Source organism: Salinibacterium sp. TMP30 (assembly GCF_038397785.1).
Taxonomy (GTDB): Bacteria; Actinomycetota; Actinomycetes; order Actinomycetales; family Microbacteriaceae; genus Rhodoglobus.
Genome location: NZ_CP151642.1, coordinates 1,464,009 through 1,480,946, shown reverse-complemented (window position 1 = coordinate 1,480,946; position 16,938 = coordinate 1,464,009). Strand labels below are relative to the sequence as shown.

The 16,938-nt window shown below is 58.8% G+C and carries 15 protein-coding genes; 13 read left to right on the top strand and 2 right to left on the bottom strand.

The features are described 5' to 3' along the window. Window positions 1–22: 22 nt before the first annotated feature. A complete protein-coding gene (locus tag AADH44_RS07235; RefSeq protein ID WP_341952029.1) occupies window positions 23–1,513 on the bottom strand; it encodes a LysM peptidoglycan-binding domain-containing protein in 1,491 nt (496 codons plus the stop codon). Between the two features lie 203 nt (window positions 1,514–1,716). Between AADH44_RS07235 and AADH44_RS07230 the strand changes: the two genes are divergently transcribed. Beyond that, the gene (locus AADH44_RS07230; RefSeq protein WP_341952028.1) at window positions 1,717–2,058 is read left to right on the top strand and encodes an Rv2175c family DNA-binding protein; all 342 of its coding nucleotides are present in this window, start codon (window positions 1,717–1,719) and stop codon (window positions 2,056–2,058) included. 13 nt (window positions 2,059–2,071) lie between these two features. On the opposite strand, the gene AADH44_RS07225 is transcribed toward AADH44_RS07230, so the two are convergent. Continuing rightward, window positions 2,072–3,190: a polyprenyl synthetase family protein gene (locus tag AADH44_RS07225; RefSeq protein ID WP_341952027.1), complete on the bottom strand. Its 1,119-nt coding sequence runs from the start codon at window positions 3,188–3,190 to the stop codon at window positions 2,072–2,074. Between the two features lie 73 nt (window positions 3,191–3,263). Between AADH44_RS07225 and AADH44_RS07220 the strand changes: the two genes are divergently transcribed. The 12 genes from AADH44_RS07220 (at window position 3,264) to AADH44_RS07165 (ending at window position 16,819) form a co-directional block, all read left to right on the top strand. Beyond that, on the top strand, window positions 3,264–3,647 hold the full coding sequence (locus tag AADH44_RS07220) for a DUF3040 domain-containing protein (RefSeq protein WP_341952026.1): 384 nt from the start codon (window positions 3,264–3,266) through the stop codon (window positions 3,645–3,647). Between the two features lie 244 nt (window positions 3,648–3,891). Then, entirely contained in the window at window positions 3,892–4,323 is a 432-nt protein-coding gene (mraZ, locus tag AADH44_RS07215) for a division/cell wall cluster transcriptional repressor MraZ (RefSeq protein WP_129071303.1), read from the top strand. A 99-nt stretch (window positions 4,324–4,422) separates the two neighbouring features. Next, window positions 4,423–5,376, top strand: a complete 954-nt coding sequence (rsmH, locus tag AADH44_RS07210; protein ID WP_341954945.1) for a 16S rRNA (cytosine(1402)-N(4))-methyltransferase RsmH — start codon at window positions 4,423–4,425, stop codon at window positions 5,374–5,376. Further along, entirely contained in the window at window positions 5,373–5,993 is a 621-nt protein-coding gene (locus AADH44_RS07205; protein WP_341952025.1) for a hypothetical protein, read from the top strand. The genes rsmH and AADH44_RS07205 overlap by 4 nt, the downstream gene beginning before the upstream one ends. A gap of 28 nt (window positions 5,994–6,021) precedes the next feature. Continuing rightward, complete coding sequence (locus AADH44_RS07200) at window positions 6,022–7,755, top strand: penicillin-binding protein 2 (protein ID WP_341952024.1); 1,734 nt, start codon at window positions 6,022–6,024, stop codon at window positions 7,753–7,755. Window positions 7,756–7,791: 36 nt separating this feature from the next. Then, complete coding sequence (gene murF, locus AADH44_RS07195) at window positions 7,792–9,195, top strand: UDP-N-acetylmuramoyl-tripeptide--D-alanyl-D-alanine ligase (RefSeq protein WP_341952023.1); 1,404 nt, start codon at window positions 7,792–7,794, stop codon at window positions 9,193–9,195. Continuing rightward, a complete protein-coding gene (mraY, locus tag AADH44_RS07190; protein ID WP_341952022.1) occupies window positions 9,192–10,289 on the top strand; it encodes a phospho-N-acetylmuramoyl-pentapeptide-transferase in 1,098 nt (365 codons plus the stop codon). The genes murF and mraY overlap by 4 nt, the downstream gene beginning before the upstream one ends. Next, a complete protein-coding gene (murD, locus tag AADH44_RS07185) occupies window positions 10,274–11,815 on the top strand; it encodes a UDP-N-acetylmuramoyl-L-alanine--D-glutamate ligase (protein WP_341952021.1) in 1,542 nt (513 codons plus the stop codon). Before mraY ends, murD begins: the two co-directional genes overlap by 16 nt. A gap of 229 nt (window positions 11,816–12,044) precedes the next feature. After that, window positions 12,045–13,262, top strand: coding sequence for a putative lipid II flippase FtsW (gene ftsW, locus AADH44_RS07180; protein ID WP_341952020.1), 1,218 nt, complete (start codon window positions 12,045–12,047; stop codon window positions 13,260–13,262). Next, the gene (locus AADH44_RS07175) at window positions 13,259–14,353 is read left to right on the top strand and encodes a glycosyltransferase (RefSeq protein ID WP_341952019.1); all 1,095 of its coding nucleotides are present in this window, start codon (window positions 13,259–13,261) and stop codon (window positions 14,351–14,353) included. Before ftsW ends, AADH44_RS07175 begins: the two co-directional genes overlap by 4 nt. Then, entirely contained in the window at window positions 14,350–15,798 is a 1,449-nt protein-coding gene (gene murC, locus AADH44_RS07170) for a UDP-N-acetylmuramate--L-alanine ligase (protein WP_341952018.1), read from the top strand. The genes AADH44_RS07175 and murC overlap by 4 nt, the downstream gene beginning before the upstream one ends. Next, on the top strand, window positions 15,785–16,819 hold the full coding sequence (locus tag AADH44_RS07165; protein ID WP_341952017.1) for an FtsQ-type POTRA domain-containing protein: 1,035 nt from the start codon (window positions 15,785–15,787) through the stop codon (window positions 16,817–16,819). Before murC ends, AADH44_RS07165 begins: the two co-directional genes overlap by 14 nt. Window positions 16,820–16,938: the final 119 nt, after the last annotated feature.

Here is a 16,938-nt window from a genome sequence, read left to right as displayed (position 1 = left end):
CTAGACACGGCTAATCGACGGGTTAGCTGAGTTCTTGCAGCCATGAACGCGCGGATGTCTCCCACTTTGCGTACGCATCCGGGTAGGCGGAAATTTGCACCGCTTGGGCAGCGCGGGTCAGGCTCATATTCTTCCAACCTGAAATGTCGAGCAGTCCGCGAGTGACGCCCTTGTTGGGGTTGCTTGGGCCGCCATAGAAGAGGAGCGCTGCATGCGATGGTGTTGTGAGCTGAGCCACCGTGCCCCAGCCGGAACTCGGACGCTGCTGGAAGAGTCCAACCGAGTCGAGGTCGCCCCAATTGAGGTTGCGCAAGCTCGATTCCTGCATGGCGGTCGCAAGCGCGATCGTGATTCCGTAATCAGATACACCAAGGTCGCGGCCGACTTGGATGATGACTTGGGCGTTGGCGCGCATTTCTGCTGTCAGGTAGGTGACACTTCCACCGGTGCTCGCGGGGGCGGAGCTCGACGAGGGAATCGTGAGCTTGTCTCCGATGTAGATGACGCTTGACTGGCTCAGGCCATTAGCGTCGAGCAGGGCCTGAGTGGAGATTCCGAGGCGCTTTGCGATCGCCGAGATCGTGTCGCCTGAAACTACGAGATAGCTGCTCCCCGAAACGGGCACTGGTGCTGGTGCCGGAGCTGGTGCAGGCGTAACCGGTGCCGGTGCAACTTTTTCCGGCTCGACTTCTGCTTCTGGCGCTTCTGGTGCCGGGGATGAACTCTCAGTTTCGGACCCGGAGATGCTATCGCCTGAGTTGTCCTCAGCGCCGGTGGCAACATCCGGAGCATCGCTATATTCGTCGTCTGTTGTGAAGTCGTATTCCTGGGTTTCTTCACCCGGCGCGCTGAGGTTCCCGGGAATGAGAATCGATTGACCCGGGTAGATGATGCTTGACCAGCCGAGGCCGTTTGCGGACATCACCGAAATCGTCGAGATACCGAACTTTGCTGCGATTCCGCTGATGGTGTCGCCCGCGACAATTGTGTACTGGCCGTTAGTGGTCCTGATCTGGCTCACACTCGGAAGGGGCGCAACTGAGCCCTTAGTCAGCGTGAGCTCTTGGCCCGGAAAAATCATTGATGACCAGCTCAGGCCGTTGAGTGCCAGTACGGATGCCGTTGACAGTCCGTAGCGAGATGAAATGTCGCTGACAGTGTCCCCCTCCACCACGGTATACGCCGTCGGTGCGGGACTGATCACTGTGGCGGCGGCCTCGCTCATGGCCGCTTTGGTCGCTGTCGTTGGCTTGTTCGCGCGTTCGGTTGAGAGGCGAGGGTCGTTCGGCGTCTTGGCATTGACTGGCTCGACGGGCCCTGTGAGGGTGAAGGTTGCGGCTGCGAGTGAACCAACAAGGATCACGGGAACCGTGTTCATGAGGCTGCGGTTGACTCGTGCTCGTTGTTGGGCGAGGCGACGTGTGCGCTCGCCATTGTCAACAGCTGCTGGAACGAGCCCAGCGAAAACTGAGTTAGCGACACTGTCGCTGTCATTCAAAGTGAAATGTGTCATAGTTTTTTTCCTGCTCCCGGCCCCGAGAAGGTGTGTGCGATCACCTAGATCACGGCTCAAACTTGTCACAGAAGCGATCTAGTGTCAACCATTGTGGCAGGTGTTACTAATGTGACTGGTGTTACTTGAGTTCACTCGTGAATATTCTGCGTATGCCATGCGAACTGTCAGGTTTTGCCCGTCGGGCGTGGCACTCTTAAGGGGTGACTGAATCACCCACCATTAACTGGCTCACAATTCCTGATCTCACCGAGCAGCTCGGACTGAAGGTCAGCCAAGTTCGCCGTCTTATCGAAGAGGGCGCGTTACTCGCGCGCAAAATCGACGGAGTGTGGCACGTCCCAGATGTGTTCATCGTCGACGATGCACCCCTGCGCGAGCTTAAAGGAACAGTGATCGTTCTGGGTGACGCAGGCTTCAGCTCAGAAGAATCCATGAATTGGCTTCTTCACAACGAGCCAAGTTTGGGCGTATCACCTGTCGAAGCCCTACGGGCGGGAAGAAAAGCAGAAGTTCGCCGCGTAGCTCAGGCGCTCGGCTTTTAAGCTGCGCATTCGGCTATGACGTTCGAGTTGTTGCTGCGGTAGCCAGTGCGAGCAATTGTGCTCGAGCCGTAGGCGCTAGGTTGGCATGTTCGATAGCTTCGCACGCACGATCAAGATTACGTTCGATGGCTTTCTCAATCTGATCGACAGCTCCCGAATCTTGCAGGGTAGAGCGGATCATGTTCACTTGGTCCGTAGTGAGATCGGGGTCTCCGAGGAGCTCATCCAAGATTGCATTTGCACTAGTTGAAAGTTTTTGGCGGGCGATCGCAATTATTGCCGTGCGCTTACCCTCCCGCAGATCATCACCGGCAGGCTTGCCGGTTACCACGGGATCTCCAAACACTCCCAGAACGTCGTCGCGAAGCTGAAAAGCGACGCCGAGGGGGAGCCCAAAGGCACGCAACGAGGCGATCTGTTCGCCACTGCCGGCGCCCAAGCTAGCTCCGACGGCAAGAGGTGCTTCGACGCTGTACTTCGCAGACTTGTAGATAAGGACGCGCTGCGCGCGCTCTAATGCTTCAGATTCTGGGTAGCTGGCCCAAGCGCTCTCGTCGTGAATGTCGAGAAACTGGCCCGCCATGACTTCGGTACGCATTGTCATAAATTCTTTACGCGCGGCGAGAGCCGAGGGGCGGGGAAGCAGCGCAAGCCCACGCCCCAGGAGTTCATCGCTCCAGCCAAGAAGGAGATCGCCGAGTAGCAGGGCCGACGATTGACCATAGGCTTCCGCGCTACCGGCCCATCCGCCATCAGCGTGCATCTGTTCAAAACGGCGATGTGCTGCAGGCGCACCTCGGCGCGTGTCCGATCGATCCATGATGTCGTCGTGCACGAGCGCTGCCGCGTGGAAGAGCTCAAGGGCGGATGCGGACATGAGCACACCGGGGAGTTCTTGCGACACCGCTTCGTCATCTAAGGGGTTCTCGTCGGAGGGAATGCCCGCCACGGACTGCCAGCCCCAGTAGCAGAACAGCGCACGGAAACGCTTACCTCCCGAGAGAAGTGAGCTGCCTACGTCGGTGAGAGCCGTTAGTTCCGGCGCGATCCTGTTGAGCTCCGCACGCTTTTCGGCGAGGAACTCATCTATTCTCAGCTGGACAAGGTCAACTAACTGGTTACTCTCAGGCACTCGTCTAGCCTAGCGACTGAAACGGGGCGTACTATGGAGGCCTAGCCGTGGATCCCAAAGAGAGGGGAACGGAATGCCGCTTTCGGAGCAAGAGCAGCGGGCCCTCGATGAGATGGAGCGCAGTCTCTATCAAAACGATGCTGATTTCGTCAGCGCTGTCAGCCCGCGCAGAGGCAAGCCCAATTATCGAATGATGGTGATCGGCGTTCTCGTTGGAGTCGCCGGAATAATCGCGTTGCTCACCGGCGTCATCATCCAGCAGCCTCTCATTGGCGTGCTTGGCTTCGTCGTGATGTTCGTGGGCGTGTTGTTGTTCGTAGCACCGTCGCGACTTTCGGCTTCTGACGCCGAGACAGCTGTGCCTTCTACATCTTCGCGTCGCTCGTCTAAGCGCGGAGCATCATTTATGGACACCATTAATGACCGCTGGGATCGCCGCCAGGGCGGCCGCGAATAAGACCCACACCCTCCACTTTCAAGGACCAGCCTTCGGGCTGGTCCTTTTTTTGTGTCCTGAATGGGGTCAACTGGCGATGATGTAGGGAAACTGCTCGATTTCCCTCCACCTATTCTGCCCTTATGTTTAGCGGCTTTGTCTGACATTTTTCGATATTGTTGCCCTATAACCTTAGGTATGTGGTTGAAAGTGGAGTAAAGTGGAGACTACCTAAATCCGGGCCGGAGAATGAGGGGAGGGCGCCGTGTTTCTAGGCACCTATGCCCCCAAGCTCGACGACAAGGGCCGCATCATCCTTCCCGCGAAGTTCCGTGAAGAACTCGCTTCCGGCGTCGTCGTTACTCGTGGCCAAGAGCGTTGCCTTTATGTCTTCAGCCAACGCGAGTTTGAGGTGATGCACGAAGCAATCCGTAAAGCGCCCGTAACCAGCAAGCAGGGCCGCGACTTTTTGCGTCTGTTTCTTTCTGGCGCAAACCAAGAGACGCCCGACAAGCAACACCGGGTCACGATTCCTGCCGGGTTACGCGAGTACGCCGGCTTGGGTCGCGACCTCACCGTCATCGGTGCGGGCAACCGTGCTGAAATCTGGGACACCGAGGCCTGGAACAACTACTACGAGGCCACCGAGGCCGACTTCGTCAACACCACTGAGGAGGTGATTCCGGGACTCTTCTAGCTCTTAGACGCTGACTCCCAGCCGAACGCCCTGATTTTCTTCCCCGATATCAGGTCGCATCGGATGGGGATCAGCATCCGAGAACTAGCCCACAACACCATGGCTGACAACACCATCCACACCCCAGTGCTCCTTGAGCGTTCAATTGAACTGCTTGCGCCAGCACTCGACGCTCCCGGAGCCGTGCTCGTTGACGGCACGCTCGGTATGGCCGGCCACGCGGAGGCATTCCTCCAGCGATTCCCTCACCTCATACTGGTGGGGATTGATAGAGACGAGGACGCTCTTGCTATCGCTCGACGTCGGCTTGAGCCTTTCGCTAGCCGCACGCACTTTGTTCATGCTGTCTACGACGAGATTCCGAAGGCACTCGCTTCGCTGGGATTCAAGGCCGTCCAAGGGGTCTTTTTCGACCTTGGCGTCTCATCGCTCCAACTCGACCGTGTTGAGCGCGGCTTCTCCTATTCACAAGACGCTCCGCTAGACATGCGAATGGATGCCTCGACTCCGGTCACTGCCGAGCACATCCTCGCCACCTACAGCGAACTCGAACTTCGTCGCATCTTTTATGCCTACGGCGACGAGAAGTTGGCTCCGCGATTTGCCAGTCGAATTGTGCAGTTTCGTGAGCAACAGCCTCTGACTACTTCGGCGCAACTGGTGGAGCTGATCATCGCGGCGACCCCCGCGGCGGCGCAACGGGCCGGGCATCCTGCAAAGCGAGTGTTCCAAGCCCTGCGTATTGAGGTCAACCAAGAGCTTTCAGCGCTGGAGCGCGCAATTCCTGCGGCGATCAATTCGCTCGCCCTCGGCGGACGAATGGTCGTTTTGGCCTACCAATCGCTTGAAGATCGCATCGTCAAGCGCGAACTTCAGCGTCGGTCGCGTTCCACTGCACCTGCCGGCCTGCCTGTAGAGCTTCCCGAGCACAGGCCGGAACTCAAACTACTTGTTCGTGGTTCCGAGCAGGCCAGTGATGAAGAACAGCGAACCAATCCCCGAGCCAAGCCCGTGCGTCTGCGAGCAATTGAACGAATGCGAGTCATCTCATGAGCACTAACCTCGCTTATGCGCAGCCACAGCCACCGCAGAGCCCTCGACAGCGCCCATCTCACATCGAGATCGTCACGACGCGCGCACAGCGCAAGGCCCGCCCTCGGGCGCTCTACGCGGTAGTCACAGTCGCCAGCATGTTTGTGATCCTCGCCGCGCAACTCTTGCTCAGCATCGTGGTGACGCAGGGCGCGTACCAGATCGATTCGCTGCAGGATCAGCAGAAGCTCTTGAACCGCACGGAGCAGAACCTGCTTGAGTCACTGGCGCTCCAGTCGTCGTCGCAGAATCTTGCGGCTCAGGCGGCTGGCTTCGGAATGGTTCCCAACGCCACCCCCTTTTCGCTCAACCTAGCTGACGGCGCTGTCTTTCGCCTTCCGGGCAGCGCGGATCCGACCGGCTGTGGCGGAACGTGTGGGCTTGTGGGAAACACGCTTCTGACCGGTATGCCGTTGGTCAGCGCAGAGACCGCTGCAGCGGCAAAGGCCGCGAAAGCGACGGCTGCCGCAGCCGCAGCCACGACCGTGGCCTCCGCAGAAACCCCATCGAGCGCCGCGCCGTTGACCGCCGCGCCAGAGGCAGCGAATAACGCAATTCCCGCACCAGTGACGCGATGATTGTACTGATTGACCTAGGGGAGAACTGATGACGCCGCGCTCAACACGTGCCAGGGTCGCCTTCGTTGTGTTTACGGTTCTGGCGTTGACCGCGGTATTCGTCGTGCGACTTATTGACTTGCAAGTTGTTCAAGCTGACGCCCTCACGGCGGAAGCCGACACGAAGCGCACTCTGACTCGCGTGACGCATGGCACTCGCGGTGACATCGTTGACACGAGGGGAGCGGTCCTCGCCGATAGCGTTGAGCGTTTCGATATCATCATATCGCCGCGCGTAACTCTGCTCCGTAAGGATGCATCCGTCGTCGTGTTGGAAGACCTCACGAAGATCACCGCTGTCATCGGGGGTGACCCCACGGCGCTTCTGACCATGATTCTGGAGAATCCCGAGTCAGACTTCGAATACTTAGCACAGGGCATCACCCTTGAGCAGTATCAAGCCGTTGCCAAGCTCGACATTGCGTGGCTTTACTACGAATTGCGGCCAGAGCGCAGCTACCCCAATGGGGAAATCGCCGGCAACCTTGTGGGCTTCATCGGCACCGACGGCCCACAGGCAGGCCTCGAACTGACTCACGACGAGTGCTTGGCAAGTCAGGACGGCGAAGCGAGTTATGCCCGCGGTGAAGATGGTGTTGCTCTGCCAGGTAGTTCCGTTGACATTCTTCAGCAAAAGGACGGCGGTACTCTCAAGCTCACGATTGACCGCGACCTTCAGTTCTATGTGCAGCAGCGCATGGCGCAGACTGCGGAGGCGCTGGGAGCCACGTGGGCGACCGGGGTAGTCATGCGCGTGAGTGACGGACACCTCCTTGCCGTCAGTGACTGGCCAACAGTCGACCCGAACAATGTCAATCTTTCTGACGTCAGCGACCTTGGTTCCCGGGCCTTTAGCACCCCATACGAGCCCGGCTCGACCGTGAAAGCGCTGACCGCGGCATCACTGATCGATTCAGGCAGCGCCAACCAGCGCACGCAGGTCGTGTCGCCATACGCGCTCGAGCTTGCTAACGGTGGCGGTGTGATCAGCGATTCGTTCTACCACGAAGACCAGCGACTGACCCTCGCAGGTGCCCTCGTGGAGTCATCCAACACTGCAATCGCCCAGTACACCGACCTCCTGAAAGCATCCGCTCGACACGACTATTTGCAGGCCTTTGGGCTCGGCGAAAAGACCGGCATCGACTTTAACGGTGAGTCAAGTGGCAAGCTCTACGAAGCCAGCGAGTGGGATGCACGCACCAACTATGCGGTGCAGTTCGGTCAGGGCCTCAGCACGACGTCGATCCAGATGGCCAGTGCATATCAGGCGCTGGGAAACGACGGCGTTCGGCTGCCGGCGACGCTCGTTGAGGGCTGTTATTGGCCTGACGGCAGCGTCACTGACACTCCATCCACCGAAGGCACCCGAGTTGTTTCGAAAGAAGCATCCGAGCAGACGCTGCAGATGATGGAGATGGTTTACAGTTCAAGCGGCTCGGCACCCAATCTTCAAATCCCTGGATATCGCGTTGCCGTCAAGAGCGGAACTGCACAAGTGGCCGAGGACGGCGGGTATGGCCGTAAAGTAGTTATTTCTTACGCAGGCATCGCACCAGCAGATAATCCTGAGTACGTGGTGATCGCAACCGCAGGTATCCCCGATAGCATTTATTCGGGCGCGATTGCCTCGACTTTCCGAGACATCATGGCCCAGACGCTTACCACCTACCGTGTTTCTCCGTCAGGATCGTCGGGACCGGATCTGCCACTGCGCTGGTGATTTTTCGCTGCGTTCACCCAACCTGGAGCACACCACGTGATCGAACTGAGTATCGCCGAGATTGCCACCGCCGTCGGCGGGACACTTATTGACGAGACGATGGGTCAACGTCGTTTACCGGGGGTTGCTGTGCAGACTGATTCCCGGCTAAATACAGCCGGATCAATTTTCTTCGCTCTTCGGGGTGAACTGACCGATGGCCACCTTTTCGCGCACAGTGCTGTGGAAAATGGCGCCGCTCTGGTGATTGCTGAACACCCTCTCGATATCGATGTTGCGCAGATCATCGTGGGCGATGGAGTGCACGCGCTCCAGGCACTCGCTCGCGCTGTCGTCGCCAAAGTAAGGGACCGCGGAGACCTCAAAGTTGTTGCCGTCACGGGCTCGAATGGCAAAACAACGACGAAAAATATGTTGCGGAGCATCCTCGAACTCGACGGCGAGACGGTCGCTCCACAGGGGTCATTCAACAACGACGTCGGGGCACCCATCACGATGCTCGGCGTGACAGAGGAGACTAGGTATCTTGTCGTAGAAATGGGTGCTGACGGTGTCGGTGACATCACCCGATTGCAGTCGATTGTGATGCCCGACGTCGGCATTGTGCTCATGGTTGGCCTCGCTCACATTGGCAAATTTGGCGACGCTGCGGCGACTGCGCGCGCGAAATCTGAAATGGTGACCGCTTTGCCGTCTCAGGCGACCGCCGTACTCAACTATGACGACAGCCGAGTGAAGGCAATGGGGCAGCAGACCGCCGCCGCTGTCAGCTCCTTCGGCCTTGATTCCAGCGCGGATGTGTGGGCCGACGAGGTTGAAGCGACCGCGCGGGGAACCGCGTTCAGCCTGCATGTCGGCGGCGAAGTGATCCCGGTGCAATTGCGGATCTTGGGCGAACATCACGTGACAAATGCCCTCGCCGCGATCACCGCTGCGCGCGCTCTGGGGATCGACCCGCACCGGTCAGTCGCTGCCCTGGAGTCCGTCGAAAGAGCCGAACGATGGCGTATGGAACTGCTCGCGGGCCCCGGCGGTGTGACGGTCATTAACGACGCCTACAACGCGAGCCCTGACTCGATGGCTGCTGCGCTGAAGACGCTTGTGCAGGTTGTTGGCCCCGAAAACCGTTCGGTTGCTGTGCTTGGCGAGATCGCGGAACTGGGCGACTACGCCAACGAAGAGCACGATCGCATTGGCCGACTCATAGTGCGACTGAACGTGCAAAAACTGATTGTTGTTGGTCATGCAGCCCGTCACATCCACAATGCAGCCGGACTTGAGGGTTCGTGGGATGGAGAGTCGGTGCTCGTAGATAACGTCGAAGAGGCATACGCTTTGCTGCGTGAGGAACTGCGAGAGGGCGATGTTGTGTTGGTGAAATCGTCGAACTCTGCCGGCCTCCGACACCTCGGCGACCGGATTGCGGGGGTAACCGCATGATCGCACTTCTCATTTCAGCGGGCTTCTCGCTCATTTTCACTCTTCTGTTGACGCCACTTTTCATTCGCCTGTTTGTGCGATTGAAGTGGGGACAGTTCATACGGGATGATGGGCCAGAGAGCCATCACACCAAACGCGGAACACCCACAATGGGTGGAATCGTCTTCATCATCGGCGCGACCGCTGGATACTTCGTCGGTCATTGGGTTGCCGGAGAGACCGTCACACTTTCAGGACTTCTCGTCATCTACCTCATGGTCGGGCTGGGCCTGATCGGTTTCCTCGACGACTTTTTGAAGACTCGTAAGCAGCGCAGTTTAGGGCTAGGTGGGTGGTCCAAAATCGCGGGCCAGGTCATCGTGGCCGCTGGTTTCGCGGCGCTTGCACTCAATTTCCCTGACCCGGGCGGGCTTACCCCGGCGTCAACCATGATTTCGGCCGTCCGCGACATCAGTTGGCTCGATCTGGCGACCTTCGGCGTCATCAGCGGTGCGATCCTGTTTGCCATTTGGGTGACACTCATCATCGTGAGCACGTCGAATGGTGTTAACGTCGCTGATGGTCTTGATGGTCTCGCCACAGGATCCGCCATCTTCGCAATTTCCTCCTACATCGTCATCGGTTTCTGGCAGAACAACCAGTCGTGCAGCAACGTCAGCATCGACAGGGAAGTGCTCTACAAGTGCTACGAAGTGCGCGACCCTCTCGATCTTGCGATCATCGCCGCGGCAATAGCCGGAGCGCTTATCGGATTCCTCTGGTGGAACACCTCGCCCGCCCACGTATTCATGGGAGACACTGGTTCGCTTGGCCTCGGCGGCGCACTTGCAGCTCTTGCCATCATGAGCCGCACCGAACTTCTGCTCGTCCTCATTGGCGGTCTGTTCCTCATCGTTACCGGATCCGTGATCCTGCAGCGCGCCTACTTCAAAATAACGGGCGGTAAACGCATCTTCCTGATGAGTCCGCTGCACCACCACTTCGAACTCAAAGGGTGGGCAGAAGTCACGGTCGTCGTGCGTTTCTGGTTGATCGCGGCGATGTTTGTTGCTGCCGGTGTCGGGCTCTTCTACCTCGAATGGATCAACCAATAGCTGTGCGCGACCTCGACACTCTCACCAGTTGGAACTCCGAATGGGGCGGCCTCAAGGTCGCTGTGCTTGGGCTGGGCGCAAGCGGATTCTCTGCGGCTGACACCCTCACCGAGCTCACGGCCGACGTACTTATCGTGGCGGATGCCGCATCCGACAACCGCATCGAAATGACGCAGGTCATCGGAGCAACCCTCGCACTCGGAGGCAGCGCCCCGGAACAGGTTTCTGCCCTCAGCGCCCATATGCCCGACGTCGTGCTCGTCTCACCCGGGTATCCCCGCGATCATCTACTGCTCGAGTGGTGTCGCACTGCCGGTATAGCGATGTGGACAGAGATTGAGCTCGCGTGGCGGTTGCGCGACAAGACAGGCACACCTGCCGAATGGATTGCGATCACCGGCACCAATGGAAAGACAACGACAGCTCAACTGACTGCGCACATCCTTTCGACCGCAGGCTTTCGCGCTGGTGCCGTCGGCAATATCGGCATCCCGGTGCTTGATGCAATCCGCTACCCCGACGGTTTCGATTTTCTTGTTGTGGAACTCTCCAGCTTTCAACTTCACGGGATGCCGCGACATGGTGCCGGTGCGATCTCGCCCCTAGCAAGTGTCTGCCTCAATCTCGCCGACGATCACCTCGACTGGCATGGCTCTCGAGGCGCCTACGCCCAGGCCAAAGCGACCGTGTACGCGAACACCAAGATTGCCGCGGTCTACAACCGAGCAGTCCTAGCAACGCAATCGATGGTCGAGGAAGCCGACGTTATCGACGGGTGTCGTGCGATTGGTTTTGGGCTCGACACTCCGGGACCCAGTGATTTTGGTATCGTGAGCGACCTACTCGTCGAGCGTGCATTTCACGACGATCGCCACAATGAAGCCGTCGAACTCTTCACTCTCGATGAGCTTCGCCAGCGAAACCTTGCAGCGCCGCACATGCTCGCCAATATTCTTGCCGCGAGCGCCCTCACTCGAGCAGCTGGAGTCAGCGTCGACGCGCTCCGTGCCGGCGTCGCCAGCTTTGAGGTTGATCCGCACCGCAACCAGCTCGTGCTTCACCGTGGGGGAGTGTCGTGGATCAACGACTCCAAGGCCACAAACTCCCATGCCGCCAGCGCATCGCTCTCCGCGGTAGACCCGGTTGTTTGGATCGTTGGTGGGCTCCTGAAAGGAGTGGATGTCGCACCGCTCATCCAACAGCACGCCAAACGACTCAAAGCCGCCATTGTTATCGGCACCGACAGACTGGCAATCCTTTCGGCATTCGAGCGACACGCCCCCCAGATTCCGGTCTTCGAGGTGGACTCGACTGACACTGAACATGTGATGCCGCGCGTCGTTGAGATGGCGCACGGAATCGCGACCGAAGGCGACACGGTCTTATTGGCGCCAGCTGCGGCATCCATGGACCAGTTTGAGAGTTATGCCGATCGCGGAGAGAAATTCGCGACCGCCGTGCGTGAGCGAGTAGGAGGGAGCGGCGATGACACCTCCGACGTCCCCACAGCGACCCCAACGGCCTAATAGCTCGGCGCCGATTCCGCAACAGCACAAGTCGCAGGCACGTCAAGCGCCAACCGCCTCTCGAACACAGCGTTCGGCGTCTGCGCCTAGCTCGCCCACGGCGCCTTCGCGCGCTGCTCGAGCACTAGCAGCTGCCGCCGCCTACGCTCGCCCCTCTGCAGCAGGCGGTACACAGGCACAATCCGACGCAACTACCGCTCCTCAGCCTGATGGACCGGTGTCTGCGCGCGTGCCCGTAAAACGGATATTCTCGGCACAATCGAGCAACTTCTTTCTGCTGTTAGGCACCACACTTTTCCTGGTTATCTTTGGGCTCGTAATGGTGCTCTCATCGTCATCGGTGGAATCTTTCGCTGAAGACCAAGGGTTCTTCGGACGGTTCTTGCGACAGGGTATGTTTGCCGTAATTGGTGTCCCGCTCATGCTCATTGCTTCGCGCGCGCCCGTGGGCTTTTGGAAGAAATGGGCGTGGCCAGGACTGCTCTTAGGTGGAGTTCTTCAACTACTCGTTTTCATTCCTGGCATCGGCTACGGCTACGGCGGAAACCAGAACTGGATCCATTTCGGTTCCTTTACCGCTCAGCCGTCTGAGTTTGTCAAGGTCGCAGTGATCGTCTGGGTAGCTGTGGTCCTGTCAACGAAACAGGATCTGCTTTCCGACTGGCGGCATGTACTGCTGCCTGTCGCTCCGGTAGCCGGCGCTGCCATTGGCTTCGTGCTCATTGGAAACGACTTGGGCACAGCATCCATCATGCTCCTCATCGTTTTCGCGTGCTTGTACTTCGCGGGGGTGCGACTGCGTTTTCTCGCGGTTGGCGTTCTGGCTGTGGCAGTGGGTGCGCTGCTGTTTGCGGGTACTAGCAGTTCTCGGAGTTCTCGCATCGGCGTCTGGATCAATGGATGCACCGAGCTCGACTATCAAGATTCGTGCTGGCAAATCGACCATGCGTATTGGGCTTTGGCTGGAGGCGGCATTTTTGGAAAAGGCCTTGGCAACTCGGTAGCAAAGCGCGGGTGGCTTCCCCACGCTGACAATGACTACATTTTCGCCATTATTGGCGAAGAACTTGGGCTCATCGGCGCGATCGTCGTCCTCTTGCTGTTCGTAGTCTTAGCGATCGCCTTCATTCGCATCATCCGCTCAACGAACGACGGCTTTGTGCGGATCGCCACTGCTGGCGTTATGGTTTGGACTGTCGGCCAAGCCTTCGTAAACTTCGCTGTGGTGTTGGGAGTGCTTCCCGTTCTCGGGGTTCCGTTGCCGCTGATCTCGACGGGTGGCTCCGCACTAATCGCGACGCTTCTCGCCATCGGTATCGTGTTGTCGTTTGCGAGAGCGGGAAACAGGCCTGAGCGTCGAACCACGACACCAGCGGCACCACCAACGCAGTCTGCTGCCGATCGCTCGCGCATGCTTGCAGCTAACCGAGCACGAGGGCGTCAATGACAACGTATTTGCTTGCTGGCGGCGGAACAGCCGGTCATGTGAACCCCCTGCTTGCTGTTGCCGAGCGAATTCGCGTGCGAGAGCCAGAGTCGCACGTGCTTGTGCTCGGCACTGAAGAAGGTCTCGAGGCGCGACTTGTTCCGGAGCGTGGTTTCGAACTGCTGACGATCGACAAACTCCCGTTTCCGAGGCGCCCCAATCGTGCGGCGCTGAAGTTTCCGCGTCGCCTCCGTGACACTATCGACCATGTAGCTGAGCTCATCACCGACCGCGGTGTGGATGTCGTAGTCGGTTTCGGCGGTTATGTTGCGGCTCCGGCGTATCTTGGCGCGCGCAAGGCACGTGTGCCTTTCGTGATTCACGAGGCGAACAGTCGTCCAGGAATTGCCAATCGTCTGGGGTCGTTCTTTACGTCATTTGTTGGTACAGCCTTTGACCGCACGCCCATTCGTGGTGGCGTCGTTGTCGGGATGCCTCTCCGGGCCGAGATCGAAACTCTGGACCGGTTTGCCGCTCGCGTCGAGGCGGACGGTTTTTTTGGGCTCGACCCCAAGAAGCCCACCCTTCTCGTGACCGGTGGGTCGTCGGGAGCAAAGCGCATCAATGACACTGTTGCGGGTTCGGTGACACGTATTTTGGGCGCAGGCTGGCAGGTTCTTCACATCACGGGCGAGTACCGCGAGGTGGTCGAGGATCCTCAACTATCGGGCTACGTCGTCGTGAAGTATTGCAACCGCATGGAGCTTGCTTTGGCGGCGGCAGACTTGGCGATCGCTCGTGCAGGAACATCAACGGTTGCTGAACTCACTGGGCTCGGTATCCCCGCCATTTATGTTCCCTATCCCGTCGGCAATGGTGAGCAAAAATTTAACACGCGCACCGCCGTTGATGCTGGTGCAGCGGTGGTGGTTTCTGACGCGCAGTTCACCGGTCAATGGGTGAGCAGCGAGCTTGTGCCGATGCTGCGCAAACGTGCGGTTATCGCCGACATGGCAGCGCGCGCATCGACCATTGGCTCGCTTGACGGAACCGATCGGATGCTCGAGCTCGTCGATCGGGCTCTCGGCCGCGATCTACCATTGACATCATGATCTTTCCCGACCTGACCATGCCGCTACCTGGACCGCTGACGTCGGCCCATTTCGTGGGTATCGGCGGCGCAGGCATGAGCGGAATCGCTCAGTTGTTCCTCGATGCCGGAATCACAGTCACAGGATCTGACCGTGCGACAAACACCAACATCGATTCGCTGCGCGCGGCAGGTGCGACGATCAGTATCGGACACGATGCTGCCCATCTTGGCGATGCCGATGCATTGGTGTACACGGGAGCTCTCTGGCCCGATAACCCGGAGTATCTTGCAGCCGTTCAGAGGGGCATCCCTGTGCTGCACCGTTCGCAGGCGCTGGCATGGCTGATCGGTGATGCTCGACTCGTGGCTGTCGCGGGAGCTCACGGAAAGACAACGTCGACAGGCATGATCATTACTGCTTTGCGCGAGCTGGGTGCATCGCCAAGTTTCGTTAACGGCGGTGTCATCCAGGGTCTTGGCACGAGTTCAGGTTCGGGGACTGACGATCTTTTTGTTGTTGAGGCTGATGAGTCCGACGGCTCGTTCTTGCTCTATTCGACGGCGATTGCAGTGATTACGAATGTCGATGCCGATCATCTGGATCACTACGGCTCGCACGAAGCATTTGATGATGCTTTTGTTGCGTTCGCGTCTGGCGCCTCGGAGGCGGTTGTGGTGTCGAGCGATGACGCTGGTGCGATTCGGGTCACGAACCGGTTGACACACACGAACATCGTCACGTTCGGTGAAGCTGAGGATGCTACGGTGCGGATGCATTCGTTGACTTCTGAGGGCCCGGTTGCTTTCTCGATTGTCATTGATGGCCGCGAAGAGCGCGTGCAGTTGTCGGTTCCTGGCCGCCACAACGCGGTCAATGCCACAGGAGCAATTGCGGTTCTTGTCGGGCTCGGCTTTGAGCTTGGCGCTGCGATCGACGCCGTATCAACTTTCGCCGGAACCCAGCGGCGTTTTGAACTTCATGCGGTTGTGGATGGCGTAAGCGTCTATGACGATTACGCTCACCATCCCACCGAGGTGGAGGCGGCCTTGAGCGGCGCGCGCAGCGTGCTCGGTAGCGGAAAGCTGATTGCGGTGCATCAGCCGCATCTCTTCAGCCGTACCCGTGATATGGCCACCGAGTTTGCCGAAGTGTATGAGCGGCTCGCCGACCACACGGTGGTGCTCGATGTTTTTGGTGCCCGTGAAGATCCGATTCCTGGCGTTACTGGTGAACTTGTTTCGTCGCAATTTTCCGACGCTTCCCGCGTCGATTTCGTTCCCGACTGGCAACTGGCTGCAGACCGTGTTGCTGAGCTCGCGAACGAGGGTGACATTGTGATGACGCTCAGTTGTGGCGACGTCTACCGCATCATCCCGCAGCTCATTGCAGCAATGGAAAGCCGCAGATCATTGGGTGCTTCTGATCCGGCTGCTGCAGATCAGGTGCCGAGTGAAGAGGCCTGAGGGTTTTGATAAGCCGGTTGCCGAGTCAACCGGTCTGAGCGCTAAATCGCGACGTAAACACGGAGCAGGAGAACAACCGCAGGCGAATTCGAGAGGTGCTGCACCGAAATCACACCGCTCCGGTGTTGTTGCCGACACGTCATCCGGTGGCGGCACCAAGCCCGTCAAGTCGACGGCAGTAGTTGACAAGCCGCAACGTGAACGCACGCCGCGATCACGATTACGTGGGAGTGAACCCACTCCCGATTCTTTGGCCAAGAAGCAGCTTCGTCAGGCTGCGCGAGCGAGAAAGCGCGCGGAACGGGCTGAGCTGCGTCGCTTCACCCGGCGAGCACGCAATCGCAAGCTCACTCTTCTCTCGGTGACCGGTGTGGTGGCATCTCTCCTTGCTCTCATTGCGGTCGCTGTCTTCTCGCCGATTTTGGCGCTGCGCACTGTCGTGGTTGATGGCACGAACCGTATCGACCCTGCGGAGATTCAGGCGGTAGTTGAGACGCAGCAGGGAACGCCGCTCGCACTTCTCAACTTCGACGCCATCACCGAGGACCTTTCGGTATTCCCCCTGATCCGCAGCTACGTCACGGAGATCGTTCCGCCAGACACCCTGTTGGTTCATATTGTTGAACGTGAACCGATCGGCTCCGTGAAGGTTGATGGAGTGTTTCGACTGGTTGATCCGGCGGGCATCACGATTCAGGAGTCGGCGGAGCGCATTGAGGGCGTTCCCGTTATCGACGCCGGGGGTGCGGACACCTCAAGTCCAGCATTCTCCGCTGTCACGGAGGTACTGCTTTCGCTGCCGGCTGATTTGCGGACTCAAGTGCAAAGTGCCTCGGCGACAACTAAAGATGATGTCTCGCTCGTCTTGTCTGGTGTCGGCCAGCGAGTGGTGTGGGGGAGTGCGAGCGACTCCGCTCGAAAGGCTGTGCTCTTGGCCTCATTGATTTCGATTACCGATGCTGGCAGAGCGGGCGAATTCGACGTGTCGGCGCCCAGCAATGGAATTTTCCGGCCCAGTTAGAACGATGCGTGTCTGCGTCGGTCTGCGTCGGTCTGCGTTGGTCTGCAGTGGTCTGCCCGGGGTCGAGCGGGCAGGGCTAGAGACAGCAATTCCCGCTAATTGCCCCAACACTTTCCGAC